Here is a 25,968-nt window from a genome sequence, read left to right as displayed (position 1 = left end):
CGTGCGCCGCCGCCTCCTCCGGGCCTTCCTGGCGGTCATCGTGGTCGGCGTCGCCGTCCTCGGCATCCCGCTCGGGATCATCGCCCAGCACCTCGTCCGGGAGCAGGCCGTCCGGTCGCTGGACCGGGAGGCCGATGCCATCGGGTTCGCCATCGGGGAACCGAGCGAGGGCGGTGGGGCCATCCCGGCGGCCGCGGTGCGAGCGGCATCGCAGCCCGACCGGTTGGTGGTCGTGCGGAACCGCTCGGGACGACCGACGACGGTCGGTGCCCGTCCCGGAGGTCGGACCATCGAGGCCCAGGTCGTCACGGCGGCCGGTCTCCGGATCACGGTGGTGGCCTCGGCACGGGAGGCCGACGAGCGCGCCGTGCGGGCCTGGCTGGTGGTGGCGGGTCTGGCGCTGGCCGGCATCGCCGTGGCCGTCGTGCTCGCCGTGCGCGAAGCAGGCCGCCTCGGGCGCCCGCTCGATGATCTGGCGGTCGCCTCGCATCGCCTGGGGGCGGGGGACCTCTCGGTCACGGTCACCCCGGTCGGCATCACCGAGGTCGACGCCGTCGGCGAGGCGCTGTCGTCGAGCAGCGGGCGGATCGCCGAGCTGGTGCGACGCGAGCGGGAGTTCTCGTCGAACGCGTCCCACCAGCTCCGCACACCGCTCACCGCGCTGCGCGTGCGGCTGGAGGAGGCCGCCATGGGCGACCCCGCAGAGATGGCGCCGGCGCTCCGCGACGCCTTCGCCGAGGTGGACCGCCTCGACGCGACCATCACCGAGCTGCTGGCCCTGGCCCGTTCGGTGCCGCTGGTCGACCTGGACCGCTCGCCCTTGCGGACGCTGCTCGACGACGTCGAGCAGCGTTGGACGCTCCTGCTCGCCCCCGTCGGTCGCGAGCTGGTGGTCGAGGTCGATCCCGCCGACGCCGACGAGCCCGTGGCCGCCGGGCCGCTCGCCCAGGTCCTCGACGTCCTGGTGGAGAACGCGAGGGACCACGGTGCCGGCGCCGTGCACGTGACGGCCCGGCTCGCAGGATCCCACCTGGTGGTCAGCGTGGCCGACGGGGGGCCGGGCGTCGCTCCCGGCCTGGAGCGGGCCATCTTCGAGCGCCACGTGTCGGGTGCGGCGAGCAGCGGCGTCGGGCTGGCCCTGGCCCGCACCGTCGCCCAGTCGATCGGCGGACGCCTCGAACTGGTCGACCCCCGCCGAGCCCGCTTCGAGCTCTACGTCCCGCGGTGAGCGGCGGCCGCCCTCCGGTCAGCGGGCGAGGTGCCGGGCGAGGTACGGGGCGGTGGCGCTGCCGTCGGCCTGGGAGACCTCGAGCGGGGTGCCGGTGGCCACGACGTGCCCGCCGGCGTCGCCTCCCCCGGCCCGAGGTCGATGACCCAGTCGGCCGTGGCGATCGTGGCCAGGTCGTGCTCGACGAGCACGACGGTGTTCCCGGCCTCGACCAGCCGGTGGAGCTGGGCGAGCAGCAGCACGACGTCGGCGGGGTGCAGGCCCGAGGTCGGCTCGTCGAGCAGGTAGAGGGCGTGGCCCCGGCGGGCGCGCTGCAGCTCGGTGGCGATCTTGATGCGCTGCGCCTCGCCGCCGCTCAGCTCGGTGGCCGGCTGGCCGAGCCGGAGGTAGCCCAGCCCGACGTCGCGCAGCGCCGCGAGGCTGCGCGCGGCCGCCGGGACGTCGGCGAAGAAGGTGGCGGCCTCGTCGACGGAGAGGGCCAGGACGTCGGCGATCGAGCGCCCGCGGTAGGTCACCTCGAGCGTGTCGGGGGCGTAGCGGGCGCCGTGGCAGCTGGGACAGGGCGCATAGGTGCCGGGCAGGAAGAGCAGCTCGACGGCGACGAAGCCCTCGCCCTGGCAGGTCGGGCAGCGGCCCTCGGCCACGTTGAAGGAGAACCGGCCCGGCCCGTAGCCCCGCGCCACCGCCTCGTCGGTGGCGGCGAAGAGCTTGCGGACCGCGTCGAACATCCCGGTGTAGGTGGCCAGGTTGGAGCGAGGGGTGCGACCGATGGGCCGCTGGTCCACCTGGACCAGGCGATCGAACGCGTCCAGTCCCTCGACGCTGCGCACCGACCCGTGGTGCTCGACGCGCTCGTCGGCGTCCTCAGCGTCGGCGGTGATGCCGAGCTGGCCCCGCACCAGGTCGGCGAGGACCTGGGAGACCAGGGTCGACTTGCCCGACCCCGACACGCCGGTCACGACGCTGAGCACGCACAGCGGCAGGTCGACGTCCAGGTCGCGCAGGTTGTGGCGGGCCACCCCTCGCAGGGACAGCCACCCCTTGGGCGGGCGCGGCTGCAGGTCGGGCGGGGCGACCCGCCCGAAGAGGTGCTGGCCCGTCACCGACGCTTCGACCGCCTCCAGGCCGGCGACCGGTCCGCTGTAGAGGACGTGGCCGCCGCCCTCGCCGGCGCCGGGGCCGATGTCGACGATCCAGTCGGCGCGGCGGACCACGTCGAGGTCGTGCTCCACCACGAACAGCGAGTTGCCGGCGGCCTTGAGCCGGTCGAGCACGTCGAGCAGCGGCTCGGCGTCGGCGGGGTGGAGGCCGGCCGACGGCTCGTCGAGCACGTAGACCACGCCGAAGAGCCCGGAGCGCAGCTGCGTGGCGATGCGCAGGCGCTGCGCCTCGCCCGGGGAGAGGGTCGTGGATCGACGGCCGAGGGCCAGGTAGCCGAGCCCGAGGTCGAGCAGGACCTCGAGCCGGGCGACCAGGTCGGCGGCGATCCGCACCGCGACCTCGGTGGCCTCGCCCGAGCCGGCCGACGACGTGGCGGCACCGGCCTCGGCCAGCTCGGCGGTGGGCCGCAGCAGGTCCACCAGCGCGGCGAACGGGAGGTCGTTGACCTCGGCGATGGTGCGACCGGCGAAGGTGACGGCCAGGGCCGCCGGTGCGAGGCCGCTCCCGTGGCACGTGGGGCAGGGGAGGCTCTCGACGTAGCGCAGGGCCCGGTCCCGCATCTGCTGGCTGGTGGAGTCGGCGAGGACGTGCATCACGTGCTTGCGGGCGCTCCAGAACTTCCCCTGGTAGCTGTGGTCGATGCGATCTCGCTGGGGCTTGATGAGCACCGACGGCTGCTCGTCGGTGTAGAGCAGCCAGTCGCGGTCGGCCTCGTCGAGGTCCTGCCACGGCACGTCGACGTCGATGCCGAGCCCCATGACGATGCTGCGCAGGTTGGCGCCCTGCCACGCGCCCGGCCACGCCGCGATGGCGCCGTCCTTGATGCTGAGCGACGGGTCCGGGACCAGCAGCTCCTCGGTCACGTCGTGGACCACGCCGAGGCCGTGGCACTCGGGGCAGGCGCCTGCGGCGGTGTTGGGCGAGAAGGCCTCGGCCTCGAGGCGCGCCGCACCGGCGGGATAGGTGCCGGCGCGCGAGAAGAGCATCCGCACCAGGTTCGACAGCGTGGTGATGGTGCCGACGCTGGAGCGCGAGCTGGGGGCGCTGCGGCGCTGCTGCAGGGCGACGGCCGGTGGCAGCCCGGTGATCTCCTCGACGTGGGGCGCGCCGACCTGCTGCAGGAGGCGCCGGGCGTACGGCGCCACCGACTCGAAGTACCGGCGCTGCGCCTCGGCGTAGATCGTCCCGAACGCCAGCGACGACTTGCCCGACCCCGACACGCCGGTGAACGCGACGAGCGCGTCTCGGGGGACGTCGACGTCGACGCCGCGGAGGTTGTGCTCGCTGGCCCCACGGACGTGCACGAACGGATCGCTGCGGTCTTCCACAGCCCGGCCCTACCCGCTGGCCTCCGACCGGACCAGGCCAGCAGGCCGAGCGGTGCGTGGCTAGGTTCGCCGGACAGGGACCGGCGAGCACAGGGGACACCGCCATGCCGTTCGACCAGATCGGCGCGCCACCGGCTGGAGGCGTGGGCGAGTTGCCCATCGCCGACGCGCCGGAGCTGCTCACCGCCGAGTGGGTGACCGCCGCGCTCCGCGCCGGCGGCGCGCTCGAGCCCGATCGCTCCGTCACCGCCGTCGAGCAGCAGCCGGTGGGCACCGGGCAGATGTGCGACAGCGTGCGACTCCGGCTGACCTTCGACGGCGCCACGGCCGCCCCCTCGTCGATCGTGGCCAAGCTCCCTGCCGCCGACGAGACCAGCCGGGCCACCGCCCTCTCGCTGCGGAGCTACGAGAACGAGGTGCGCTTCTACCAGCAGCTCGCCCCGCACCTGCCGATGCGCACGCCGGCGGTGTTCCACGCCGACATCGACGTCGAGACCGCCAGCTTCGTGCTGCTGCTGGAAGACCTGGCCCCGGCCGAGCAGGGGGACCAGCTGGCCGGCTGCTCGCCCGAGGTGGCCGAGGTGGCGGTCGACGAGCTGGTGCGCCTCCACGCGCCGCGCTGGGGCGACGCGTCGCTGGCCGAGCTGGAGTGGCTGCACCGCGACCGGGCGACCAGCCAGCAGTTCATGCTGATGCTGCTCCCCACCCTCTGGGAGGGGTTCCTCGACCGCTACCGGGACGACCTCGGTCCGGAGGTCCACGAGGCCGGCGGGCAGCTCTTCGGTCGACTCGAGGCCTACCTGTTCGCCGACACCGAGCCGTGGTCGATCGTCCACGGCGACTACCGGCTCGACAACCTCCTCTTCGACCCGAGCCCCGGTGGCACGCCCATCGCCGTCGTCGACTGGCAGACGGTCACCCACGGGCCGCCGTTGCAGGACGTCGCCTACTTCATCGGCGCCGGGCTCGAGGCCGAGACCCGCCGCCAGCACGAGGAGGCCCTCGTGCGCGGCTACCACGACGGGCTCGTGGCCGCCGGCGTGGCCGGCTACGACTGGGAGCGCTGCTGGCACGACTACCGGCGCGGCACCTGGCTGGGCCTGATCATGGCCGTGGCCGCGTCGATGCTCGTGGAGCGCACCGACCGGGGCGACCAGATGTTCCTCACCATGGCCGGCCGCCACTCGCGCCACGCCCTCGACCTGGACGCGCAGGCCGTCATCGGCACCTGACGGTCGGCGTCGGTCGAGGCCGGCGGACGCTGCGAACCCCTGCTGCGGTACGGCTTCGCGCCCAAATCCACCGAAGGGTCGCTTCTGCCGCCGGGCCACATCTGGCCGGGGCGCACGGGTACGGATCGGACACACCGTCCCCCAGCCCAGGAGCTCCCCATGACCATCGGTGCCAGCATCCTCATCGGCGCCATCGGCGCCATCCTCCGCTACGCGGTGGCCGACCAGGTCGACAACGTCGACCTCCGCATGGTGGGCCTCATCCTGATGATCGCCGCCGCGGTCGGCCTCGTGATCGGCCTCATCCAGATGGCCACCCGCCGCCGGGTCGTGACCGAGGTCCGCGAGGCCCCGCCCCGCGCCTACTGATCGCCGTCCGCCGGTCACCGGTCACCGGTGAACGGCCGCTGCGGTCGCTGACCCCGCTGCCCCCGCTGCCGACGGCCGGGGGCAGCGGCGCGCCAGGCCTCAGCCCTTCGGCTTGCCCTTGCCCTTCCCCTTGGGGGGCTTCGGCGCCTTCGTCGCCGGGGGTGCCGGCGCCGTCGTGACGGCGACGGTGGTCGGTGCCACCGTGGTGGGTGGGACGGCCGTGGTGGTCGACGCCGGCACGGTCGTGAGGGTGGTGGTGGACGACGCAGGGGCCTGGTCCGAGCGCGGCGGTGTCGACGACGGTCCTCGATCGGCGAGGCCGATCGCGACGGCTCCGGCCGCCAGGACGGCGATCGCCGCGGCCACGGCCACCCGGCGCTTCCGGCGATCCGCTGGCAGGCGGGTGGCGAGCGGCAGGACCTGCGTGGGGGGCGGCGCTGCCACGACGGTGGTCCCGTCCGCGGCGGGCGCAGCGAGGGTCGGCGTCGTGGCGGCGGCGAGCGCTGCGACCGTCGCGACGGTTTCGCGCCCATGGATCGCGTCGGCCATCGATGCGGCGCTGGCGAACCGCTGCCGGGGATCGGTAGCGGTCGCTCGCGAGGCGATCGCGGCCAGCCGGGGAGAGCGCTGCGGTCCGTCGCCGATGACCTCGCCGAGCAGGACGCCCACGCTGTAGAGGTCGCTCGCCACGGAGGCCGGCTGGCCGCTCAACCGCTCCGGTGCGAGGTAGCGCGGGGTCCCCACGACCAAACCGGTCTGGGTCAGGTCTTGGTCGGGGGTGGGCCCGGAGGAGCGAGCGATGCCGAAGTCGGCAACCTTCCACCCGCCGTCCACGTCGGCCAGCACGTTCGACGGCTTGATGTCGCGGTGGATGATCCCGGCCCGGTGCGCAGCGTCCAGGGCCCCGAGCACGTCGTCGAGCACCTGCACCGCTTCGGTCTCGTCCAGCGGACCTCGGCCCAGCCGATCGCGCAAGGTGGCTCCCGACAGGAGCTCCATGACGAGGAAGGCGGCCTCGCCGTCCTCGCCGGCGTCGAAGAGGGTCACGATGCGAGGGTGGGCGAGGCGCGCCACGGTCCGGCCCTCGGCGGCGAAGCGATGCCGAGCCGTGGCGTCGTCTGCGAGCGCCCCGCCGGCGGGTGCCCGGAGGACCTTGATGGCGACGTCTCGGTGGAGCCGCTCGTCGTGGCCGCAGTGCACGTCGGCCATGCCGCCTGCGGCGAGCAGGCGTCCCACGCGGTAGCGACCGGCGAGGAGCGGCCCGTGGGCGGGTTCGTCCTCGGCCATCAGGCCGTTCCGTGCCCGCCGCCGGGGCCTGCAGGGTTCGCAGGCGTGGCGGGGGTGGCGGGCTGGCCCTTGCCGCCGGGCGTGGCCGGGGTGGCCGGCGTCGCCGAGGTGGGGGTGCGGCGCGTGGTGGGGGTGCCGGCGGTGGTGGTGGGCGGTGCGGTGGTCGGGGTCGGTCGAGCGGTGGTGGGGGAGCCGGGCGTGGTCGTCGTGGTCGACCCTGGCGCAGTGGTCGACGTGCTCGTGCTCGTGGTGCTCGAGGTGGAGGTGCTCGACGACGAGGTCGAGCTCGACGAGGGCGGCACGGTCGAGGTCGGCGCGCCGGGAGCGGTGGTCGTGGGCGGCGTCGGCCGTGGAGCGGGGCGGGCGCCGCGGTCGCGGTCGGGCACGTCGATGCCGACGTGGCCGAGGATGCGGTGGACCGTCCGCTGCGCCGGCCCGGGCAGGCCGCCGCTCGCCGCTGCCGCGCCCCCTCCGCCCAGGACCACGATTGCCACAGCGGCGGCCACGGCCCGGCGCCGGGTGCGGCGCAGCGGGAGGACGGGGGCGACCGACCCCTCCTCGGCGTCACCGTCACCGTCCTCGGTGCCGTCACCGACCGCGTCGGCCATGCGGGCCTGGACGGAGGCGGCCAGCTCCGGGTCGACGGGGTGGGACCCCAGGGCCCGCAGGCGCTCGATCAGCTCTGCGTCGTCGTCCATCACCGCTCACCTGCGCCGTCGTCGGCTTCGAGGGTACGGGCCAGGGCGGCCAACGCCCGGTGCTGCATCGACTTCACGGCCCCCACGGGTCGGCCGGTGATCTCGGCGACGTCCTCCAGCGGGAGGTCGGCCACGAACCGGAGGCCGATGACCTCGCGCTGGTCCGGCGTGAGGCCGGCGAGGGCGCGCACCAGGTCCGGGTCGGTGACGCCGACCTCGTCGACCGGCCGATCGGGGACGGGGGCGTCGGCCAGCTCGGGCCGACGGGAGCGGCGGCGGCGGTCGTCGACCACGCAGTTGCGGGCGATGGTGAAGATCCAGCGGCGGAGGAGGTGCTCGTCGCCCTGGAACGAGCCGATCGAGCGGGCGACCTGGACGAAGACGTCGCCGAGCAGGTCCTCGGGCTCGGCCACGCGCTGGCCCTGCAGGTAGGCCAGCACCCGTGGGGCGTGCGCCCGGAAGGCGTCGTCGGCCGTGGGGGCGCCGTGCGAGTCGACGGGTCCCGACGGCACCGTCGGTTCCCCCCCGGTCCATCCGGGCGGAACCTAGCGGTGGTGCGCCCTCAGGGCTGACGCTCGCGGCGCGCGCACGCCACGGGCTCGCCGCAACGTGGCGAGGGCCGTGGCTAGCGCGCCGCTGCGGCCAGCAGCAGCAGCGGCACCGTCAGCACGGCGAGCAGCAGCAGCACGCTGCTGCGCAGCTCGGACGACAGGGCCGAGGGGGCAGCGGCCGGCGCGGTCCGGGCGGTCGTCGCCCGGGCGAGGGCCGCCCGGGTCCGCTCGAAGGCGCCGAGCGCTTCCGCCGGCGGTCGCCCCTCGCCCGGCGCGGGTTGGAGCACGGCGCTCATCGGCGGGTGCGGAAGACCGAGACCCCGCCGGGTCCGACGAGGCAGCCGAGCACGATCAGCACGATGCCGAAGATGAGCTGGCCTTGGAGGAGCTGCACGATGCCGACGATCACGAGGATGACGGCGATGACCCAGAGGATGGTTGCGTTCACGACCGCATCCGTACCCGGCACCCGCCGCGGTGTTCGTCAGATCGGGTGAACCACGTCATCGGGTGAAACCACCCCGATGGGGCGCGCTCCCGTATCCCCGACGGGTCGTCGAACGTCCCCCGACGCCGGCCTCATGCGCCGGCGCGCACCGCCTCGGCATCGGCGCGGATGCGGGGAGCCACCTCGGCCCCGAGGAGGTCGATGCTCTGGAGCATCGACGCGTGGGGCAGGGCGACGTTCGTCATCTGGAACGTGAGGCGGTCGACGCCGCCGAGCACCTCGTCGACGTGGTGGGCCTTGGCCGCGACGCTCTCGGGGCTCCCGATCAGGTAGGCCCCGCCGGGGCCTGACGCCGCCTCGTACTGGGCCTTGCTGGGCGGGGCCCAGCCCCGCTCGCGCCCGATGGTGCTCATGAGGCGGGCGTAGCCGGGCCAGGTGGCATCGACCGCCGCCTGGTCGGTGTCGGCCACGAAGCCGAAGGCGTGCACCCCGACCCGCAGGTCCTCGGGGGCGTGGCCGCCCTGGCGGCCGGCCTCGCGGTAGAGGTCGACCAGGGGGCGGAAGCGCTCGAACGTGCCGCCGATGATCGCCACCATGAGCGGCAGGCCGAGCAGCCCGGCCCGAGCGAACGACTCCGGCGTGCCGCCGACGCCGAGCCAGATGGGCAGCTGGTCCTGGAACGGACGGGGGAAGACGCCCTGGCCGGTGAGCGTCGGGCGGTGCTGGCCGGACCACGTCACGTTCGTCTCCTCGCGCAGCTGGAGGAGGAGGCCGAGCTTCTCGGCGAAGAGGGAGTCGTAGTCGCGCAGGTCGTGGCCGAAGAGCGGATAGGCCTCCACCGACGAGCCCCGGCCCACCACCAGCTCGGCCCGGCCGCGCGAGAGCTGGTCGAGGGTGGCGAACTGCTGGAACACCCGGACGGGATCATCGGCGCTGAGCACGGTGACGGCGCTGGTGAGGCGGATGCGCTCGGTTCGGGCGGCGGCGGCCGCCAGGATCAGGGTGGGCGCCGAGTCGAGGTACTCCTTGCGGTGGTGCTCACCGATGCCGAACACGTCGATCCCGACGCGGTCGGCCGCCTCGACCTCTTCGAGGAGGTTGGCCAACCGGTCGGCGGCGCTGAGGGTGACCCCGGTGTCGGGGTCCGAGACCACGGCGGCGAAGCTGTCGATGCCGACCTGCATGGGTGCTCCTCTTCGGCCCGGGGCCGATCGTTCGTCGGGCGGGTCCGCCGTCCGGCGAGCCCGCAAGGTAGTTGACGGATCAACTGCTTCGGTTGCAACCGTGCTGGGGCGGGAGGCATTCCTCGGACCAGCGACGAGCGAGCGAGGCGGCTAGACCACGGCCATGACCTGGGACCTGACCGTCGACCGCGCCGACCTCGCCCGCACGACGGTCGCGGCGGCCCCACCGTTCGAGCCGGCCGACGGGCAGGTCCTCCTGCGGGTGGACCGGGTGGGCATGAGCGCCAACAACGTCACCTACGCCGTCTTCGGCGAAGCCATGAGGTACTGGGACTTCTTCCCCGCGGCCGACGTCGACGGCCGGGTGCAGGGCTGCGTGCCGCTGTGGGGCTTCGCCACCGTCGAGCGGAGCACGGTGGACGATGTCGCCGAGGGCACCCGGCTCTACGGGTACCTCCCCACCAGCAGCCACCTGCTGGTCCAGCCGGCGAAGGTCGACGAGCACGGCTTCCGCGACGCCAGCGCACACCGCCAGCACCTGCCCAGCCCGTACAACGGCCTCACCACCACCACGGCCGACCCGGCCTACGCCGCCGACCAGGAGGACCTGCAGGTCCTCTACCGCCCGCTGTTCATGACCAGCTTCATGCTGGCCGACTTCCTGCTCGACAACCGGTGCTTCGGCGCGGAGGTGGTCATCCTCAGCAGCGCGTCGAGCAAGACCGCCTACGGGACGGCGTTCCTGCTCGACGGCGTCCACCGGGTGGGCCTCACCAGCGCCGCCAACCGGGCGTTCACCGAGAGCCTGGGCTGCTACGACCAGGTGCTGACGTACGACGAGGTGGGCGACCTGGCGCCGGCCGCGGCGGTGTACGTCGACATCGCCGGCGACGCGGCGCTGCGCCGCGCCGTCCACGAGCGGGTGGCGCCGGTCCACTCGGCGGTGGTGGGCGCCGCCCACCACGATGCGGCGCCGGACCTGTCCGCCGATGCGGCGCTGCCAGGTGCCGCGCCTGCGTTCTTCTTCGCCCCGGACCAGATGCGCAAGCGCCACGCCGACTGGGGCCCCGACGGCGTGGAGGACCGCCACGCCGAGGCCTGGGGCCGCTTCGCGCCCGTGGTGGCCGGCTGGGTCGACGTCGAGGTCGGCCACGGCCCGGAGGGCCTGCAGGCCGCCTGGCTCGAGACGCTGGCCGGCTCGGTGGCACCGCGGCGAGGCCTCGTCATCGAGCTCTAGGGCCGCGGCCGCCGCTCGGCGGCGTGTGAACGCTGGTCGCACCGGGGGTGAACGGGAGGATCCGCTCGTAGGGTCGGGCCCACATGGACGATCGACGCGTGGTGATGGGCCTGCTCTTCTACCCGCGAGGCGGCTCGGCCTACGTGGTCCGCTACCTGAGCCCGGCGCTGGCCCGCGCTGGGCGCGAGGTGTCGCTGGCCGTGGGCTCGCTGGGCGTCGAGGGCGACGAGACCCACGCGCCCACGTTCTTCGCCGGGCTCGACGTCCACCACCTCGACTCGACCGAAGCCGCAGCCCGGTTCGCTGCCGGCGGCGACGCCATCGCCGCTCCGCTGCCGATGCACCCCTCGTACGAGGATCGGGTGGGCGTGCCCGACGTGGTGCTGGCGGCGGTGCCGCCGGAGCTCGCCGGCCACCTCGCCGCCGTGTGGGAGCCGCCGCTGCAGGGCGCCCGGGCGGACGACGCCGACGTGTTCCACCTGCACCACCTCACGCCCCAGCTCGACGCCGTGCACCGCGGGTGGCCGGGCACGCCGATGGTGGTGCACCTGCACGGCACCGAGATGAAGCTGGTCGCCGCCATCGACGAGCGGGCGACGCTGGCGGCTGCGCTCGGCGAGACCCTGGCGACCATGCCGAAGGCGGTGGCCTCCGCAGCCGGTGCCGAGCTGGAGGACGGGCTCGACCCCGCCCAGGTCGACCTCCTGCGCGCCACCCGCTGGGGATCGTGGATCCACGGCGAGTTCTGGACCGCCCGGCTGCAGCGCCAGGCGCTGGTGGCCGACCACGTCATCACCGTGTCGCCGCAGAACCGAGAGAGCGCCATCTCGATGTTCGGCATCGACCCGGACCACGTGACGACCATCCCGAACGGCGTCGACATCGAGCGCTTCCGCCCGCAGGGCCGTGGCCCGGGCTCTCGGCGCGAGGTGTTCCGACGGGCGTTGGTCAGCGACCCGCACGGGTGGACCGAGACCGGGCCTCCGGGGACGATCGCCTACGACGAGGCCGACCTCGACCGCCTGCTCGGGGTCGACGACGATGCCACGGTGCTGCTCTACGTCGGGCGGTTCCTGGACTTCAAGCGGGTGCCGGCGCTCATCCGCGCCTTCGCCGAGGCCCGCGACCGCTTCGCCCGACCCGTCTCGCTGGTGGTCTGGGGCGGGCACCCGGGGGAGTGGGAGGGCGAGCACCCGTTCACCGTCGCCCAGCAGGTCGGCGCCGACGACATCTACTTCACCGGTTGGCGGGGCCACGACGACCTGCCCGCCGGGCTGGCGGCGTGCGACGTCCTGGTGGTGCCCTCCGTCGAGGACCCGTACCCGCAGGTGCCGCTGGAGGCCATGGCGGTCGGCCTGCCGGTGGTGGCGTGCGCCAGCGGCGGGCTCCTGTCGATGGTCAACCTCGACCGAGACCGCCCCACCGGCTGGCTGGTGCCGCCCGACGACCACCACGCGCTGGTCGAGGTGCTCGCCCAGGTGGCCGACGACCCGGCCGAGATCGCCCGTCGCGGCGCCAACGCCCGGGCCCACGCCCGCGCCAACCTCTCCTGGGACGGCCTCGTTCCCCGCTTCGAGGCCACCTACGCCCAGGGCCGCGAGCGCCACGCCCGCCGCTGAGCGCCCGGCTGCTCGATGTCAGTGGGGTCGGGCATGCTCGGCGACGTGACCGGCCGACTGCGATGGGTGCCCACCAAGGACTTCTCCGAGCACCTCTACGGCTTCCACGGCGCCTGGCTGATCGCCCAGGTGCTCCACACCGACGGCGCCGCGGGTCGGCACTGGCGGGCCTACCTCTCGCACCGCCCGGTGGACGACGTCCGTTGGGCCTCGGCCGAGGAGGCGATCGCCGTGGCCGAAGCCGCCTGGCGCCTGGCCCGCCCGAGCGGCCCAACCGCTGACCGTGCGGCCCGGCGGCGTCGCCACCGCAGCGCCGCCGGCCGGCGTCGCCGCGTAGCGTCGATCTGGTGATGCCCGCCGAACCGCTCGAGCCCGTCCGATGATCCCGCCGGTGGTGGACCGGTCGTTCGCCGAGGGCGGCCATGCCGACCTGGTGGTGGCCGACGTGCGCTTCTACCTCGACGGGCGCTCGGCCCGGGAGGCCTTCGACCGGGGCCACCTGCCCGGCGCGGTGTTCATCGACCTGGCTCGGTGGTTGTCGGCCGAGGCTGGCCCGGAGGACGGCCGCCACCCGCTGCCCACGCCGGAGGTCTTCGCCGAGGGCCTCGGCCGAGCGGGCATCGGCGACCGCACCACCGTCGTGGCCTACGACGACGCCGGCGGCGTGATCGCCTCCCGCCTGGTGTGGATGCTGCGAGCCATCGGCCACGACGCCGCGCTCCTCGACGGTGGCCTCACCGCATGGGACGGCCCGCTCGAGGGGCGCGAGCGGGTGGTGGCGCCGGCCACGTTCACGCCCGTGCCCTGGCCCGCCGACCGCCTCGCCACCATCGACGACGCGACCGACCCGGCCAACCTGGTGGTCGACGCCCGAGACGCCGCACGGTTCGCCGGCGGGCCCGACCCCGTCGACCCCCGCACGGGCCACATCCCCGGTGCCCGCAGCCTGCCGTGCCGAGACCACCTCGGTCCCGACGGCCGGCTGCGTTCCGTGGCCGAGCTCCGTGACCGGCTGGCGGCGGTGGGCATCACCCCGGCGACGGGCCCCGACGTCGTCTCCTACTGCGGGTCCGGCGTGACCGCCTGCCACAACCTGCTGGTCATGGAGCACGCCGGGGTCGGCGGGGGCCGGCTCTACCCGGGCTCGTGGTCGCAGTACAGCCACACGGATCGACCGGTGGCCACCGGCGACGCGCCCTGACGGCGATCAGCAGACGCGTGCGACGTCGGGCGGCGCCGAGCGGCCCAGGCCGAGCCGCAGGCCGTGGATGAGCGCCCGCATGCCCGACTCGAACTCCTCGTCGGAGGCGTCGTCGGCCAGGCGCCGCTCCACCACCTTGCGGGCCAGGGTGGTGTCCTGCGGCAGGCCGGCGAGGCGATCGACCAGCTCGCCCTGCTGGTCCGCGAAGGACCGGCCCATGGCCGCCCGGCTCTGGGACCGGCACGCCTCCTGGAGCACGAACCCGAGCGAGAAGCTCACGAGGGCATCGAGGGCGACGGGGATGTCGGCGTCGTCGAAGCCGATGGCGCCCAGGAGCGCCACCCCGCCGACGAGGATCTCCGGCGCGTCGGCCTGGGGGAGCGGGCGACTGACCAGCAGCGGCGCGAGGTTCGGGTGGTCGAGCAGCACGCGGCGGTAGTGCTGGGCCTGCCCGACGATGAGCGCCACGACGTCGGCCGGGCCGGTGGCGCCCGCTGCTGCAGCGGGGACCGAGGCGGCGGGCCCGGCCAGCTTGGCGGCCTGGTGGTCGACGACGGCGTCGAGCAGCGCCGCCTTGTTCTCGAAGTGGAGGTAGGCCGCCATGGGGTCGGCCCCGAGGGCAGCCCCGAGACGGCGCATCGTCAGCCCGTCGAGGCCCTGCTCGTCGATGACCACCAGGGCGGCAGCCAGGACCGCGTCACGGGTGATGGCGCGTCGGCGCGGCGGCGGTGGTTCCTGGCTGGTCACGGCAGCACCTCCGGGGTGGTCGATCGGTCGCTCCCTGGCGGACCCACCCTGGTCTGCCGACGGTGGGACCGCCGAGTCTACGGACGTAGGTGCAGGAGCGCCGACCGCCCCACGTTCGACGTTAGGCACGGTTCCCGCAGGTCAGACGGGTCCCTTGCGGGGCCGGGAGCTGGATACGTTCGCCCCATGTCCGATTACGTGATCCCTCCGCCGGAGCCCAAAGAGATCGACGAGAAGCTCGCCATGGAGCTGCGGATCCTGTCCTCGAACGCCGTGCTGAAGGGCAAGCCCTCCGGCGACGAGCGCTGCGACAACTGCCTCTACTACCTCGAGCCCACGGCGGACCTGTCGTACTGCTGGCACCAGAAGCTGCGCATCCTCGTGGGCGCCGACTGGTGGTGCCAGTGGTGGGAGGAGATCCCCGAGGAGGGCTGAGGACGCCGCCTCAGGCCCCGCCCTCGAAGTAGCGGCGGGGGTTGTCGACGAGCATGGTCGTGATCTGCTCCTCGGTCACGCCCTGCTCGCGCAGGTACGGCAGGACCTCGTCGTGGATGTGGAGGTAGTGCCACTGGGGCAGGGCCGGTCGGATGGCCGGGTCGATCCAGTCGATGTAGCAGGCCGCGTCCTGGGACAGCACCATGCGCTCGGCGTAGCCCCGGCGACACAGCTCCACCACGGTGTCGGCCCGCTCCTCGAACGTGATGGCCAGGTTGATGCCGAAGCGGTCCATGCCCAGGACGAACCCGGCGTCGGCCAGCGTGCTCAGGTGGTCGACGTCGGTGCTGTCGCCGCTGTGGCCGAGCACGATGCGCTCGGGCGCCACCCCCTCCTCCTGGCACAGCACGCGCTGCACGATCGAGCCGGTCTCGGTGCCGGGGTGGGTGTGCACGGTGATCGGCGTGCCGGTGGCCAGCGAGGCCTGGCCGACGGCCCGCATCACCCGCTCGACCCCTGCGGTGAGCCCCTGTTCGTCGATGGCGCACTTCAGCAGGCCGGCCCGCACGCCGGTGCCGGCGATGCCGTCGGTGATGTCGCCCACGAAGAGCCCCACCATCGGCTCCTCCATGCCCACCGCCGGGCCCCGGTGGTGGAAGAAGAAGGGCACGTCGCCGTAGGTGTAGCAACCGGTGGCTACCACGATGTTGAGCTGCGGCACCTGCTCGGCCACCCGCTGGATGCGGGGGATGTAGCGGCCCAGGCCCACCACCGTGGGGTCGACGATCGACCGCACGCCCTGGTCGGCCAGCGCCGTGAGCTTGGCCACCGCGTCGGCCACCCGCTCGTCCTCGTCGCCCCACTCCTCGGGGAAGTTCTGCTGCACGTCGGGGGTGAGGACGAAGACGTGCTCGTGCATGTAGGTGCGGCCCAGGTCCGCGGTGTCGATCGGGCCGCGGGCGGTCTGGAGCTCGGTCATCTGGTCGTCCCCTTCGACGGTGGATGGGTGGTGCGCGCTCCCGTGTGTAGCCGGTCGCGCACCGGCGTGCTGGGAGCGCGCCGACGCCGACCGTGGCCGAGCCCTCGGCCCCACTCCCCCTCGAACTTTGGGTCCCAGGCCCCTGCGCGCGCCGGTCCTGGACCCAAAGTTGCGGGTGGGTCGGCCGATCCCGGCGAACTTCGGGTCTCAGGCCCGTGCGCGCGCTGGTCCTGGACCCGAAGTTCCAGGTGGGGCAGAGGTGGGCGGGGTCCGGGGTGGGCGCTTCGGTGGCCGGCTGGCCGACCGGGCGTACGGTGATGCGCCTGCCACCGTGAGACCGGAGGGTCCCTTGAGCTTCAACCTGGCCACCATCCTGCGGGAGTCGGCGAACAGCACGCCCGAGAAGCCGCTGCTGCACCTCGGGGAGATCTCGCTCACCTACGGCCAGGTCGACGAGCTGTCCGGACGGGTGGCGTCGAGCCTGCTGGCGCTGGGCCTGGAGCCGGGGGACCGGGTGGCGGTCCAGCTGCCGAACCTGCCGCAGTTCGTGTTCACCTACTTCGCGGCGCTGAAGGCCGGCCTGGTGCTGGTGCCGCTCAACCCGCTGCTGCGCCTGCCCGAGGTCGAGTACCACCTGCGCGACAGCGGGGCCAAGGTCCTGGTGACCTTCGCTCCGATGGGCGCGGAGGCCGCCCAGGCCGCGGCGAAGGTGGGCGACGTCCGCACCTACGCGGTCACCCTCCCCGGCGACGACACCCGGCCCGACGGCACGCTGGCCTTCGACGAGCTGTACCTGGGCGAGGACACGCGGGACATCGCCCCGCTGAGCCCGGACGAGACCGCGGTGCTGCTCTACACCAGCGGCACCACCGGACGGCCCAAGGGCGCCGAGCTCACCCACTTCCAGCTCTTCATGGCGGCCACCACCGGCGGCAACCTGTTCGGCTACCAGCAGGACGACGTCGCCCTCGCGGTCCTGCCCCTCTTCCACGTCTTCGGCCTGTCCAGCGTGCTCAGCACCGCGGTGCGCTTCGGCGGCACCATCGTCCTGGTGCCCCGCTTCGAGCTGGAGCCGGTGCTGACGGCCATGCAGGACCGGCGCTGCACCGTGTTCCTCGGCGTGCCCACCATGTACGTCGCGCTGCTGCAGGCCGACACCTCGGCCTACGACCTCTCGGCGCTGCGCGTGGGCATCTCGGGCGGCGCCGCCATCCCCGGCGAGATCATCCGGGCCTTCGAGGAGAAGTTCCCCGGCGTGGTGGTGCTCGAGGGCTACGGCCTCTCGGAGACCTCAGCCATCGCCACGTTCAACGAGAGCGCCGAGCACCGCCGGGTGCTGTCCATCGGCCGCCCCATGTGGGGCGTCGAGGTCCGCATCGTCGACGGCGACGACGGTGAGCTGCCCCGGGGCGAGGAGCACATCGGCGAGATCGTGATCCGTGGGCACAACGTGATGAAGGGCTACTGGGGCAAGCCCGAGGCCACCGCCGAGGCCATGCGGGGCGGCTGGTTCCACACCGGCGACCTCGGCTACCGCGACGCCGACGGCTACTTCTTCATCGTCGACCGCAAGAAGGACATGATCATCCGGGGCGGCTTCAACGTGTACCCCCGGGAGATCGAGGAGGTGCTGTTCGCCCACCCGGCCGTGGCCGAGGCCGCGGTGATCGGCAAGCCCGACGACCGCCTGGGCGAGGAGGTGGTGGCGGTCATCAGCCTCAAGCCCGGCGCAGAGGCCACCGCAGAGGAGGTCATCGCCTTCACCAAGGAGCAGCTCGCGGCGTACAAGTACCCCCGCGAGGTGCGCATCGTGGCCGAGCTGCCCAAGGGCCCCACCGGCAAGATCCTGAAGACCGAGCTGCGCGACTGAGGCGGTCGCTCGTCCCGTGGCCGTGGATGGCCGCACCGACGTGCGGGCCGAGGGTGGGCTCGGGCCGCTCTGGTACGTGAGCTACGGCTCCAACCTGGGCCGAGAGCGGTTCGACTGCTACCTGCTCGGCGGCTCGCCCGTGGGCTCGAGCCACACCAACCCCGGCTGCCGAGATGCCAGCCCGCCGCTCGCCGTGCGGCGGGTCGAGGTGCCGCACGACGCCTACTTCCACGGGGCCAGCCCGACCTGGGGCGGAGGCGTCGCCTTCCTCGACCACCACCGCCACCCGAGGGCCGGCACGCTCGGCCGGGGGTACCTGATCGCCGCCGGCCAGTTCGCCGACGTGCTGGCCCAGGAGGGGCGGCGGCCCACGGGTGGCCCGCTTCCGCCGGCGCTGGCCGAGGCGATCGCCACCGGCCGGCCGTGCTCGACCGGCACCGGGTGGTACGACACCGTCGTCCCGCTCGGCCTGCTCGACGGCCATCCGGCGGTGACGTTCACCGCAGCCTGGACGCGGGCCGACGTGCAGGAGGCGCCGCCGTCGGCCGCGTACCGCTCGGTGCTGGAGGCCGGCCTGGTGGAGGCGTGGGGCCTCACCCCGGCGGAGGCGGCGGCCTACGTTGACGAGCGGCTGCCCGGCTCGGCCGGCTCGTGACCGGGCCCGCTCAGCGGGCGGGGATGCGGGGCCGGGCGTTGCGCGGCAGCGCGGCCAGCCGGGCGGCCACGCGGGGGAGGGCGAGGTAGGCGGCGGTGTCGGAGCGGGCGGCGTCGGCCACCTCGCCGGCGCGGTCGTCGGCCATGGCGTTGACGCCCATCACGGTCCGCGTCGAGCTCTTCGGCTCGATGCGCACCACCTCGGCGCCGGCCCGGCGCAGGCGGCGGACCTCCAGGTCGAGGCGGCGGTGCAGGGCCCACCGGATGCCGGCATCGGCGCCGCGCATGCGGCCGTGGGCGGCGGACATCGGCGACGACACGATCACCAGGTCGAGGCCCTCGTTCCGCACGATGTCGGCGTTGGTCGGGGAGTGCACGCCCCCGTCGACGTACTCGACGCCGTCGATCTCGACCGGGGAGAAGTAGCCGGGGATGGCGCACGACGCCGCCACGGCCCGGCCCAGCGGTGCGGGCGGCGAACCGGCGCGGCCGAAGGCCACCCGGGCGCCGTCGGAACGGCGGGCGGCGCAGATCCACAGCCCGTCGGGCCACTCGGTGCCGAGGTGCGGGGCCAACGTGTCGGCCGGTCCCGTGATGTCGACGAAGCCGGCGGGCAGCAACGTGGCGGCCGCCGCGCTGGGGCGGAACTCCCAGGGACGGCGCACGGTGCGGGCCAGCAGGCCCACCGACGGCAGCCGCCAGCCGTGCAGGGCGTGCCGGGCGTCGAACGGCGGGATCTCGGGGCCCTCCTGGTCGAAGGCCGCCAGGAAGGCGCCCTCGGCCGAGAGCTCGGTGCCGAGCGCCGAGGCCGCCAGGTCGTGGGCCGGCACGCCGAGGCGGAGGGCGGCACCGGTGAGCGAACCGGCCGATGAGCCCACCACCAACTCGGCCGACCGGGGGTCCCAACCCAGCTCGGCCTCGAGCGCCGCCAGGACGCCGGCGTGGTACGCCTGCCCCGTCAGCCCACCGGCACCCAGCACCAACCCGGCGCGCGCCATGCGCCCCTGTCTACCCCCGGATCGAGCCCCCACCACGCTTCCGGGGCGCTGGTGCCCCACCGGCGAGCGACGGCCGCCTCGGAGCGCTCAGCCGCCGGCCCGCTTCGCCGGTGCCCGCTTCGCGACCGACGCCCGCTTGGTGCCGGCCTTCTTGGCCGGCGCCCTCTTCGCTGCGGGCGCCTTCTTGGCGGGTGCCTTCTTCGCCGGCGCCCTCTTCGCCGCGGGTGCCTCCTTCGCCGCGCGTGCCTTCTTCGCTGCGGGCGCCTTCTTCGCGGGTGCCTCCTTGACCGGCGCCTTCGGGGCGGACGCTTCCGTCGCAGGCGGCGAGGGGGCGGTGCCGACGGCGATGGCCTCCTCTTCCAGGAGCTCGGCGGCGGCGAGCAGCTCGTGGAGGCTCGCCGCGAGGCCGTCGCTGATGGACCACACGTCGTCCACCACGTCGGGGCAGGTGAGGATGCCGAAGTCGAGGCTGTCCTCGAGGCTCATGACCGTGATGTTGAGCGCGGCCCCGTCGAAGATCGGGCCGAGCGGGAAGTTGGCCTCGAGCTTGGCGCCGGCGGAGTAGAGCGGGAACGGCGGGCCCGGCACGTTGGAGATGGTGAGGTTGAACACCGGCCGGTGGCGGTCGGCCAGGCCCATGCGGGCGTAGAGCCGCATGGCCCGCCCGAACACGGCCGGCGCCGCGAACTCGGCCCAGTCGGTGAGCGTGTCGGCGCCGATGGCCCGGTGCTGCTCCTTGGCGCCCTGCATGCCCTCGTGGATCGACCGGAGGCGGGCGACGGGATCGGCGACGTCGGTGGCCAACGTCGTGAACATGGACGACACCTGGTTGCCCATGTCGGCCTTCTGGTCCTCGGACCGCACCGACACCGGGACCATGGCCAGCAGCGGCCCGTCGACGTCCTCGCCCCGCTCGGCGAAGTAGCGGCGCAGGGCCCCGGCGCAGAGGGCGAGCACCACGTCGTTGACGGTCGCCCCGAAGGCGTTCTTCACCCGCTTCACGTCCGACAGCGAGAGGGACGACACCGCCACCGAGCGGCGGGCGCTGATGGCGCCGTTGATCGACGTGGCGGGTGCGGTGAAGGGGAGAGGCGCCAGGCCCGACCCCTCGCCGCGGGCCAGCGACGTGACGTTGAGGGCGGCGCGGCCGGTGCGGCGCAGGGCCTTGAGCACCCGCAGCGGCTGGCGGGCCAGCGAGGCGGTGGCGTAGCGCAGCATCTCGAGGTCCGACGGCACGTCGTCGGGCATCCACGGCTCGTCCGGCGGCGGGTACTCGGTGACCTCGGGGGAGAGGTCGAAGAGGGCGACGGTGATCTCCGAGCCCGAAGCACCGTCGATGGCGGCGTGGTGGACCTTGGTGAGCGTGGCCACCCGGCCGCCCTCGAGGCCCTCGATGTACCACATCTCCCAGAGCGGCCGGCTGCGATCGAGCTGCGTGGCGTTGAGCTCGGCGGCCAGCTCGGCCAGCTCCCGGACGCCGCCCGGCGCCGGCACCGCGACGTGGCGGATGTGGTTGTCGAGGGAGAAGTTCGGGTCCTCGATCCAGAGCGGGAAGTGGAGCTGCAGGGGCACGTCGACCAGCCGCTGGCGGAAGGGCGGGGCGAGGTGGAGGCGGCCGCGCACCATCGCCCGCACGTTCTCGATCCCGAAGGTGCCGCCGGCGTGCAGGCCGGCAGGGTCGTAGATGGCCAGCCCGGAGACGTGCATCGCCGACGAGGGCGTCTCCATCCAGAGGAACCCGGCGTCCAGTCCGGTCAGTCGCTTCATGTCCTTGACCCTATGCCCGACGTCACATCACACCGACCCGCGGTCCATCGCCGCGGCCGTTCCCGGCCGGGCGATGTCGCCCGGTCGGGTAGACCGGGGGACCCATGGACGCCCCCGCCGCCAGCTGGCGGCCGCACCCCGCCATCCTGCGGTTCACGGCCTACGCCGCCTGCACCATCGTGGTGGGCTACGCCTCGAAGCTCGTCCTCGAGCTGCTGACCCAGCTCAGCATCGTCCTGTTCCCCGTCATCACCGCCCTCTTCCTGACCCGGGTGCTGGCCGTGCCGGGCAACTGGCTGCGGCGCCGGGGGTGGCCGCCGGCGCTGGCGGCGGCCTCGGTCCTGGTCGGCTTCCTCGTGCTGGTGGCCGGGCTGGTCATGGCGGTGGTGCCGCCGGTCGTCCACGAGTTCAGCGACTTCGGGACCACCATCGACAAGGGCACCCAGCAGATCGAGGACTGGCTCGTCGAGGACAGCGCCTTCGACGTGAAGCGCAAGGACGTCGAGGACTTCAAGGACGACCTCACGAAGCGCAGCAAGACCACGCTGGAGAACTCCACCGACACCATCGCCCGGGGTGCCCGCCTGGTGATCGAGGCGCTCGTGAGCCTGATCCTCTCGCTGGTCCTGACCTTCTTCGCCATCAAGGACGGCCCGGAGTTCCAGCGCTGGATGACCGGGCTGGTGCCCCGGAGGCGACGACCGCACGCCAAGGAGCTGGCCAACGCCAGCTGGGTCACCCTCGGCGGGTACCTGCGCGGGGCGGCGCTGCTCGGGATCCTCGAGGCGGTGGTGATCGGCGGCGCCATGTTCTTCGCGGGTGCCCACCTGGTGGTGCCGGTGATGCTGCTCACGTTCGCGGCGGCGTTCATCCCGCTGGTGGGCGCCACCGTGGCCGGCGTGCTCGCGGTGCTGGTCACCCTGGCCTCGGCCGGCCTGGCCCAAGCGGTGGTGGTGGCCATCGTGGCCCTCGTCGTCCAGCAGCTCGACAACGAGCTGCTCGCCCCCTGGATCTACGGCAAGGCGCTCTCGATGCACCCCGTGGTGATCCTGCTCTCGATCACCGCAGGCACCGCGCTGTTCGGCTTCGTCGGCACCCTCCTGGCGGTGCCGTTCACCGCCATCGCCATGGACTCGGTGGCCATCTGGAAGCGCGAGCACCCCTCGGAGGACGAGCCCGGCGACGGCGACGGTGATGTGGCGACCGGGCCGGACGTGGCCCTCACCTGAGCGGGACCGGCGGCCGGGCCCGCCGATGACCACCGAGCGTGCCCGCGTCCGGTAGGATGTCACCAAGCGGCGTCCCGTCCGGGAGACGGTGGTGGTGGCCTGGTTCGAGGCCCCACCGGAGATGCCACCAATCCGGATGAACCTCCTTCCTCCTTCGCGGGTGGCGGGCCGACGGCGCAGGAGTGCCGCACACCTCATGACCGACGTTCACACGCTCGAAGCCGCGGCCTGGGCCGCTGCCGACGGCAACGCCACCGCGAGCCAGCTCGCCCTGCTCGAAGCCGACCCCCGAGCGTGGCGCTGGGCGCTGGAGGACCTGCTGGAGACCACCGAGGACCACCTCGACGTCGTCCGCCGGCTCGACGGGCCGGAGCGGACCCAGGTCGTCGCCGACTTCGAGTCCGAGCTGGCCCGCCTCGAGGCGGCCTACGACCTCCTGACCAAGGTCGGCGACAGCTCGTCGGTGGTGGCCGCCATCGCCGCCGCCGACCCGACCGGCGAGGTGCGCCTGCAGGCGTCGTGGCAGGCCGGCAACGTCGTGGTCTGGGCCGCCGGCCCCGGCACCGCCCCGGCCACCCCCGAGGAGCTCTCGGACCGGCTCGAGTCCATCGGCGGCCCCGCCGTCGGCTGGACCCAGCACGCGGCGGTCCCGCTGCCGTCGGGGGCGCGCGCTGCGGCGCTGGCCATCCCCGTCGAGGACGCCCTGGGTTGGCTGGTGGCCGTCGGCGCCGGCCTCGGTCGCGAGGGCGTCGGCGCCAGCGTGGCCTGGCTCGGTCGGGTGGCCGTCGCCGCCGTGCGCCTGGTCGCCCGGGGCGCCGTCGTGCCCACCCTCCCCGGCACCAAGCGGCCCGACGGCCGCACCATGGAGCTCGGCGTCCGCTGGGCCCCGGCGCTGGTCGACGAGTCCGTGCTGGAGCACCTCACCGCTGCCATGCCCGGCCCGGTCACCATCCTCGCCAGCGGCAAGGCCGACCCCCGGGTGGTCACGCTCGACCTCATGGGCGCCGTCGTCCACGCCATCACCGCCAAGGCCGCCGGCATGCTCGAGCTGCCCGCGCCGCCGCCGCACACCAACACCACCGGCGCGGTGGCCGAGGCCGTGGTCACCCGGCTCGACGGCTCGCACTTCGTGGCGCCGGTCGCCGCCGGGGCCGAGGTGTCCAAGCGCCTCGACCGCTGGGCCAAGCCCGCCACCGGCCCCGTCCGCTCCAAGCTGGTCGTCCAGCTCGAGCCGCCCGACAAGGGCAACGCCTGGTTCCTCTCGGTGCTCGGCCCCGGCGTCGAGGGCGGCCTGCTGCCCATCGAGGCGGCCATCGCCGACGGCAAGGCCACCAAGCACCTGCTCGACGAGCTGGTCCGCCTCGAGCGCATCCTGCCGGCGCTGCTCCGGCCCGGTGCCCAGCGCCGCGGCCAGGTGTACCTCAGCCAGGACGAGGCGTGGGAGCTCATGACCGTGAGCGGCACCGCCATCGAGGCCGCCGGCTTCGAGCTCCGCGTGCCCGCCCTGTCCCGGCGCAAGCCGTCGGCCGGGCTGCGCCTCTTCACCGAGCCCACCGGCGACTCCGTCGTCGGCGCCCAGCAGCTCTCGAACGTCCGCTGGTCGATCCTGTTCGACGACGTCGAGCTCACCGCCGAGGAGATCACCCGGCTGGCCAACGAGGCCCGGCCGCTGGTGCGCTCCCACGGCAAGTGGGTCGAGCTCGACCACGTCGACCTCAAGGAGGCCGCCGCCGCGCTGGCCGAGCGGGCCAACCAGACGAAGCTCACCGGGGCCGAGATCCTGCGGGCATCGGTCGGGCTCGACGGCACGCTGCTCGCCGGCGGCCTGCGGGTCGAGGGCGCGGGCTGGGCCACCGACCTGCTCGACAAGGCGTCGTCGGTCCCGGCCGAGCCCACCACCACGCCCGAGGGCTTCGAGGGCGAGCTGCGGGCCTACCAGGCCGACGCCCTGGCCTGGCTGGGGTTCCTCGACAGCGCCGAGCTGGGCGGCTGCCTGGCGCTCGACATGGGCCTGGGCAAGACGCCCACCATGCTCGCCCACCTCGCCCAGACCGCCGGACGGGGCACCGCCCTCGTGGTGGCGCCGCCCGCCGTGGTCGGCAACTGGGCCCGCGAGGCCGAGCGCTTCACCCCGGGGCTGAAGGTCCTGGTGCACCACGGGGCGTCGCGTCAGTCGGGCATGACCCTCGCTCGGGCCATCGATGGCGCCGACGTCGTGATCACCACCTACGGCACCGCCGTGCGAGACGTCGAGGCGCTGGCCGCGGTGAGCTGGGGCCGCCTGGTGCTCGACGAGGCCCAGGTCATCAAGAACCCGGCCAACGACACCTCGCAGCAGCTCCGCAAGCTGCCGGCCGCCAGCCGCATCGCCCTCACCGGCACGCCCATCGAGAACGGCCTCGGCGACCTCCACGCCATCCTCGACTTCTGCAACCCGGGCCTGGTCGGGCCCCGCGCCGCCTTCATCGCCCAGCTCTCCGGTGAGGGCGAGGCTGCGCTGCGGGCCCTCAACGGCCTGCTCGTCTTCCGCCGCACCAAGAGCGAGCCCGACGTGGCCGCCACGCTGCCGGACCGGATCGACGAGCTCGACCACTGCATGATGACGCCCGAGCAGATCGGCCTCTACCAGGCCGTGCTCGACAGCCTGGTGGTCGGCGCGTCGCAGGTGGGCGGTGAGCCCAAGCAGGGCGCGATCCTGGCGGCCATCACCGCCCTGAAGCAGATCTGCAACCACCCGGCGGCGTACCAGAAGGACGACACCGCCCCGCTGGCGGGTCGCTCCGGCAAGCTCAACCGCCTCGAGGAGATCGTCGACACGGTCTTCGCGGCGGGGGAGCGGATCCTGGTCTTCACCCACTTCGCCGAGTGGGGCATGCGCCTGGCCGACCACCTCACCGGGGTCACCGGCGTGCCCATCTCCTGCTACCACGGCGGCCTCGCCCGGGGTGCCCGCGACCGCATGATCGAGGAGTTCCAGGCCCTCGAGGGCCCGGGCGCCCTGGTGCTGTCGCTCAAGGCCGGCGGCACCGGCCTGAACCTCACCGGCGCCAACCACGTCGTGCTCTACGACCGCTGGTGGAACCCGGCCGTCGAGGACCAGGCCCGAGACCGGGCCTGGCGCATCGGCCAGACCAAGACGGTCATCTCGCACCGCCTGGTCTGCCCGGGCACCGTCGACGAGCGGGTCGAGGAGGTCGTGGCCGGCAAGCGCCACATCGCCGACCTCGTCCTGCCCAAGTCCAGCTCCATGTCGGACCTCGACCCGGACCAGCTGCGGCTGGCCCTCGGCCTGCGCCCCGACACCCTCCTCACCGAAGAAGACACCTGATGAGCGGCAACAACGGCAACGGCGGCGGCGGCCAGAACGGCGGCCAGGGCAACGGCGGTGGCCAGAACGGCGGCGGTGGTGGTGGCCAGGGCGGCGGCGGCAACGGCCGGCGCAAGCAGCAGAACCGCCGTCGGGGCGGCAACGGCGCCAACAAGCCCAAGCCGGTCGACCTGTGGCGCCCCGTGCCGCAGCTGGCCGACCCGCGGCCCATCGTCCCGGCAGCCGACCCCACCATGCTCCTGCGCTCGCTGGGCGACCCGCCGCTGCACGGCCAGGGCCAGGCCGCCGGCCACTACCTGGCTGCGGTCGTCGAGCGGGCCTCGCACCTCGCCACCGCGCTGGCGGCCGGCTCGGGCCTCCTCGCCCTCCCCGAGCTCGACCCCACCGACGACGAGTAGCACTGCGTGCCGGCCGGCGG

Annotated in this window: 24 protein-coding genes; 13 read left to right on the top strand and 11 right to left on the bottom strand. The window is 74.1% G+C overall.

Annotation, left to right across the window (positions count from 1 at the left end):
• The first annotated feature begins 1 nt into the window (after position 1).
• On the top strand, positions 2 to 1,228 hold the full coding sequence (locus tag KSP35_RS06675; protein WP_217000168.1) for a HAMP domain-containing sensor histidine kinase: 1,227 nt from the start codon (positions 2 to 4) through the stop codon (positions 1,226 to 1,228).
• On the opposite strand, the gene KSP35_RS06670 is transcribed toward KSP35_RS06675, so the two are convergent.
• Complete coding sequence (locus KSP35_RS06670) at positions 1,213 to 3,717, bottom strand: excinuclease ABC subunit UvrA (protein ID WP_217000165.1); 2,505 nt, start codon at positions 3,715 to 3,717, stop codon at positions 1,213 to 1,215. The two genes, KSP35_RS06675 and KSP35_RS06670, sit on opposite strands and share 16 nt — an antisense overlap.
• 104 nt (positions 3,718 to 3,821) lie before the next feature.
• Here KSP35_RS06670 and KSP35_RS06665 point away from each other — a divergent pair, with 104 nt between their 5' ends.
• Both KSP35_RS06665 and KSP35_RS06660 read left to right on the top strand, forming a co-directional pair.
• Positions 3,822 to 4,949 (top strand): phosphotransferase, encoded by a 1,128-nt coding sequence (locus tag KSP35_RS06665; protein ID WP_217000162.1) that lies wholly within the window; start codon positions 3,822 to 3,824, stop codon positions 4,947 to 4,949.
• 159 nt (positions 4,950 to 5,108) lie between these two features.
• A complete protein-coding gene (locus KSP35_RS06660) occupies positions 5,109 to 5,318 on the top strand; it encodes a DUF6458 family protein (RefSeq protein WP_217000160.1) in 210 nt (69 codons plus the stop codon).
• Between the two features lie 99 nt (positions 5,319 to 5,417).
• Here KSP35_RS06660 and KSP35_RS06655 read toward each other — a convergent pair whose 3' ends face one another.
• From KSP35_RS06655 to KSP35_RS06630, 6 genes are all read right to left on the bottom strand, one after another.
• Positions 5,418 to 6,605, bottom strand: a complete 1,188-nt coding sequence (locus KSP35_RS06655; protein WP_217000157.1) for a serine/threonine-protein kinase — start codon at positions 6,603 to 6,605, stop codon at positions 5,418 to 5,420.
• A complete protein-coding gene (locus tag KSP35_RS06650) occupies positions 6,605 to 7,303 on the bottom strand; it encodes a hypothetical protein (protein WP_217000154.1) in 699 nt (232 codons plus the stop codon). The genes KSP35_RS06655 and KSP35_RS06650 overlap by 1 nt, the downstream gene beginning before the upstream one ends.
• Positions 7,303 to 7,815 carry an RNA polymerase sigma factor gene (locus KSP35_RS06645; protein WP_217000152.1) on the bottom strand — a complete coding sequence of 171 codons (513 nt, stop codon included), beginning with the start codon at positions 7,813 to 7,815 and terminating at the stop codon, positions 7,303 to 7,305. Before KSP35_RS06645 ends, KSP35_RS06650 begins: the two co-directional genes overlap by 1 nt.
• A gap of 113 nt (positions 7,816 to 7,928) precedes the next feature.
• On the bottom strand, positions 7,929 to 8,150 hold the full coding sequence (locus KSP35_RS06640; RefSeq protein ID WP_217000148.1) for a hypothetical protein: 222 nt from the start codon (positions 8,148 to 8,150) through the stop codon (positions 7,929 to 7,931).
• Entirely contained in the window at positions 8,147 to 8,302 is a 156-nt protein-coding gene (locus KSP35_RS06635) for a GPGG-motif small membrane protein (protein ID WP_217000145.1), read from the bottom strand. Before KSP35_RS06635 ends, KSP35_RS06640 begins: the two co-directional genes overlap by 4 nt.
• 131 nt (positions 8,303 to 8,433) lie before the next feature.
• On the bottom strand, positions 8,434 to 9,486 hold the full coding sequence (locus KSP35_RS06630; protein ID WP_217000142.1) for an LLM class flavin-dependent oxidoreductase: 1,053 nt from the start codon (positions 9,484 to 9,486) through the stop codon (positions 8,434 to 8,436).
• Between the two features lie 163 nt (positions 9,487 to 9,649).
• On the opposite strand from KSP35_RS06630, the gene KSP35_RS06625 reads away from it, so the two are divergent.
• The 4 genes from KSP35_RS06625 to KSP35_RS06610 all read left to right on the top strand — a co-directional run bounded on the left by KSP35_RS06625 (position 9,650) and on the right by KSP35_RS06610 (position 13,543).
• On the top strand, positions 9,650 to 10,723 hold the full coding sequence (locus KSP35_RS06625; protein ID WP_217000140.1) for a DUF2855 family protein: 1,074 nt from the start codon (positions 9,650 to 9,652) through the stop codon (positions 10,721 to 10,723).
• An 83-nt stretch (positions 10,724 to 10,806) separates the two neighbouring features.
• Positions 10,807 to 12,342: a glycosyltransferase gene (locus tag KSP35_RS06620; protein WP_217000137.1), complete on the top strand. Its 1,536-nt coding sequence runs from the start codon at positions 10,807 to 10,809 to the stop codon at positions 12,340 to 12,342.
• Positions 12,343 to 12,387: 45 nt separating this feature from the next.
• Positions 12,388 to 12,693: a hypothetical protein gene (locus KSP35_RS06615; RefSeq protein WP_217000134.1), complete on the top strand. Its 306-nt coding sequence runs from the start codon at positions 12,388 to 12,390 to the stop codon at positions 12,691 to 12,693.
• A gap of 28 nt (positions 12,694 to 12,721) precedes the next feature.
• A complete protein-coding gene (locus KSP35_RS06610; protein ID WP_371748759.1) occupies positions 12,722 to 13,543 on the top strand; it encodes a sulfurtransferase in 822 nt (273 codons plus the stop codon).
• A 6-nt stretch (positions 13,544 to 13,549) separates the two neighbouring features.
• On the opposite strand, the gene KSP35_RS06605 is transcribed toward KSP35_RS06610, so the two are convergent.
• Positions 13,550 to 14,290: a TetR/AcrR family transcriptional regulator gene (locus KSP35_RS06605; RefSeq protein ID WP_217000126.1), complete on the bottom strand. Its 741-nt coding sequence runs from the start codon at positions 14,288 to 14,290 to the stop codon at positions 13,550 to 13,552.
• A gap of 186 nt (positions 14,291 to 14,476) precedes the next feature.
• On the opposite strand from KSP35_RS06605, the gene KSP35_RS06600 reads away from it, so the two are divergent.
• Entirely contained in the window at positions 14,477 to 14,725 is a 249-nt protein-coding gene (locus KSP35_RS06600) for a hypothetical protein (protein ID WP_217000123.1), read from the top strand.
• Between the two features lie 10 nt (positions 14,726 to 14,735).
• Here the strand turns inward: KSP35_RS06600 and KSP35_RS06595 are convergent, their stop codons facing one another.
• Positions 14,736 to 15,704, bottom strand: a complete 969-nt coding sequence (locus KSP35_RS06595) for a phosphotriesterase (protein WP_217000120.1) — start codon at positions 15,702 to 15,704, stop codon at positions 14,736 to 14,738.
• Positions 15,705 to 16,053: 349 nt separating this feature from the next.
• On the opposite strand from KSP35_RS06595, the gene KSP35_RS06590 reads away from it, so the two are divergent.
• Entirely contained in the window at positions 16,054 to 17,574 is a 1,521-nt protein-coding gene (locus KSP35_RS06590) for a long-chain fatty acid--CoA ligase (RefSeq protein ID WP_217000118.1), read from the top strand.
• Between the two features lie 16 nt (positions 17,575 to 17,590).
• Complete coding sequence (locus KSP35_RS06585) at positions 17,591 to 18,229, top strand: hypothetical protein (protein WP_217000115.1); 639 nt, start codon at positions 17,591 to 17,593, stop codon at positions 18,227 to 18,229.
• 10 nt (positions 18,230 to 18,239) lie between these two features.
• On the opposite strand, the gene KSP35_RS06580 is transcribed toward KSP35_RS06585, so the two are convergent.
• A complete protein-coding gene (locus KSP35_RS06580; RefSeq protein ID WP_217000113.1) occupies positions 18,240 to 19,226 on the bottom strand; it encodes a patatin-like phospholipase family protein in 987 nt (328 codons plus the stop codon).
• Between the two features lie 87 nt (positions 19,227 to 19,313).
• Entirely contained in the window at positions 19,314 to 20,993 is a 1,680-nt protein-coding gene (locus tag KSP35_RS06575; protein ID WP_217000109.1) for a wax ester/triacylglycerol synthase family O-acyltransferase, read from the bottom strand.
• A 104-nt stretch (positions 20,994 to 21,097) separates the two neighbouring features.
• On the opposite strand from KSP35_RS06575, the gene KSP35_RS06570 reads away from it, so the two are divergent.
• From KSP35_RS06570 to KSP35_RS06560, 3 genes are all read left to right on the top strand, one after another.
• Positions 21,098 to 22,222: an AI-2E family transporter gene (locus tag KSP35_RS06570; protein WP_217000106.1), complete on the top strand. Its 1,125-nt coding sequence runs from the start codon at positions 21,098 to 21,100 to the stop codon at positions 22,220 to 22,222.
• Between the two features lie 196 nt (positions 22,223 to 22,418).
• A complete protein-coding gene (locus KSP35_RS06565) occupies positions 22,419 to 25,550 on the top strand; it encodes a DEAD/DEAH box helicase (RefSeq protein ID WP_217000103.1) in 3,132 nt (1,043 codons plus the stop codon).
• On the top strand, positions 25,550 to 25,948 hold the full coding sequence (locus KSP35_RS06560; RefSeq protein WP_217000100.1) for a hypothetical protein: 399 nt from the start codon (positions 25,550 to 25,552) through the stop codon (positions 25,946 to 25,948). Before KSP35_RS06565 ends, KSP35_RS06560 begins: the two co-directional genes overlap by 1 nt.
• Positions 25,949 to 25,968: the final 20 nt, after the last annotated feature.

This window comes from Aquihabitans sp. G128, assembly GCF_019048865.1.
Taxonomy (GTDB): Bacteria; Actinomycetota; Acidimicrobiia; order Acidimicrobiales; family Iamiaceae; genus Aquihabitans.
Note: the sequence above shows the minus strand (reverse complement) of the source record. Positions and strands in the feature narration are given on the sequence as shown.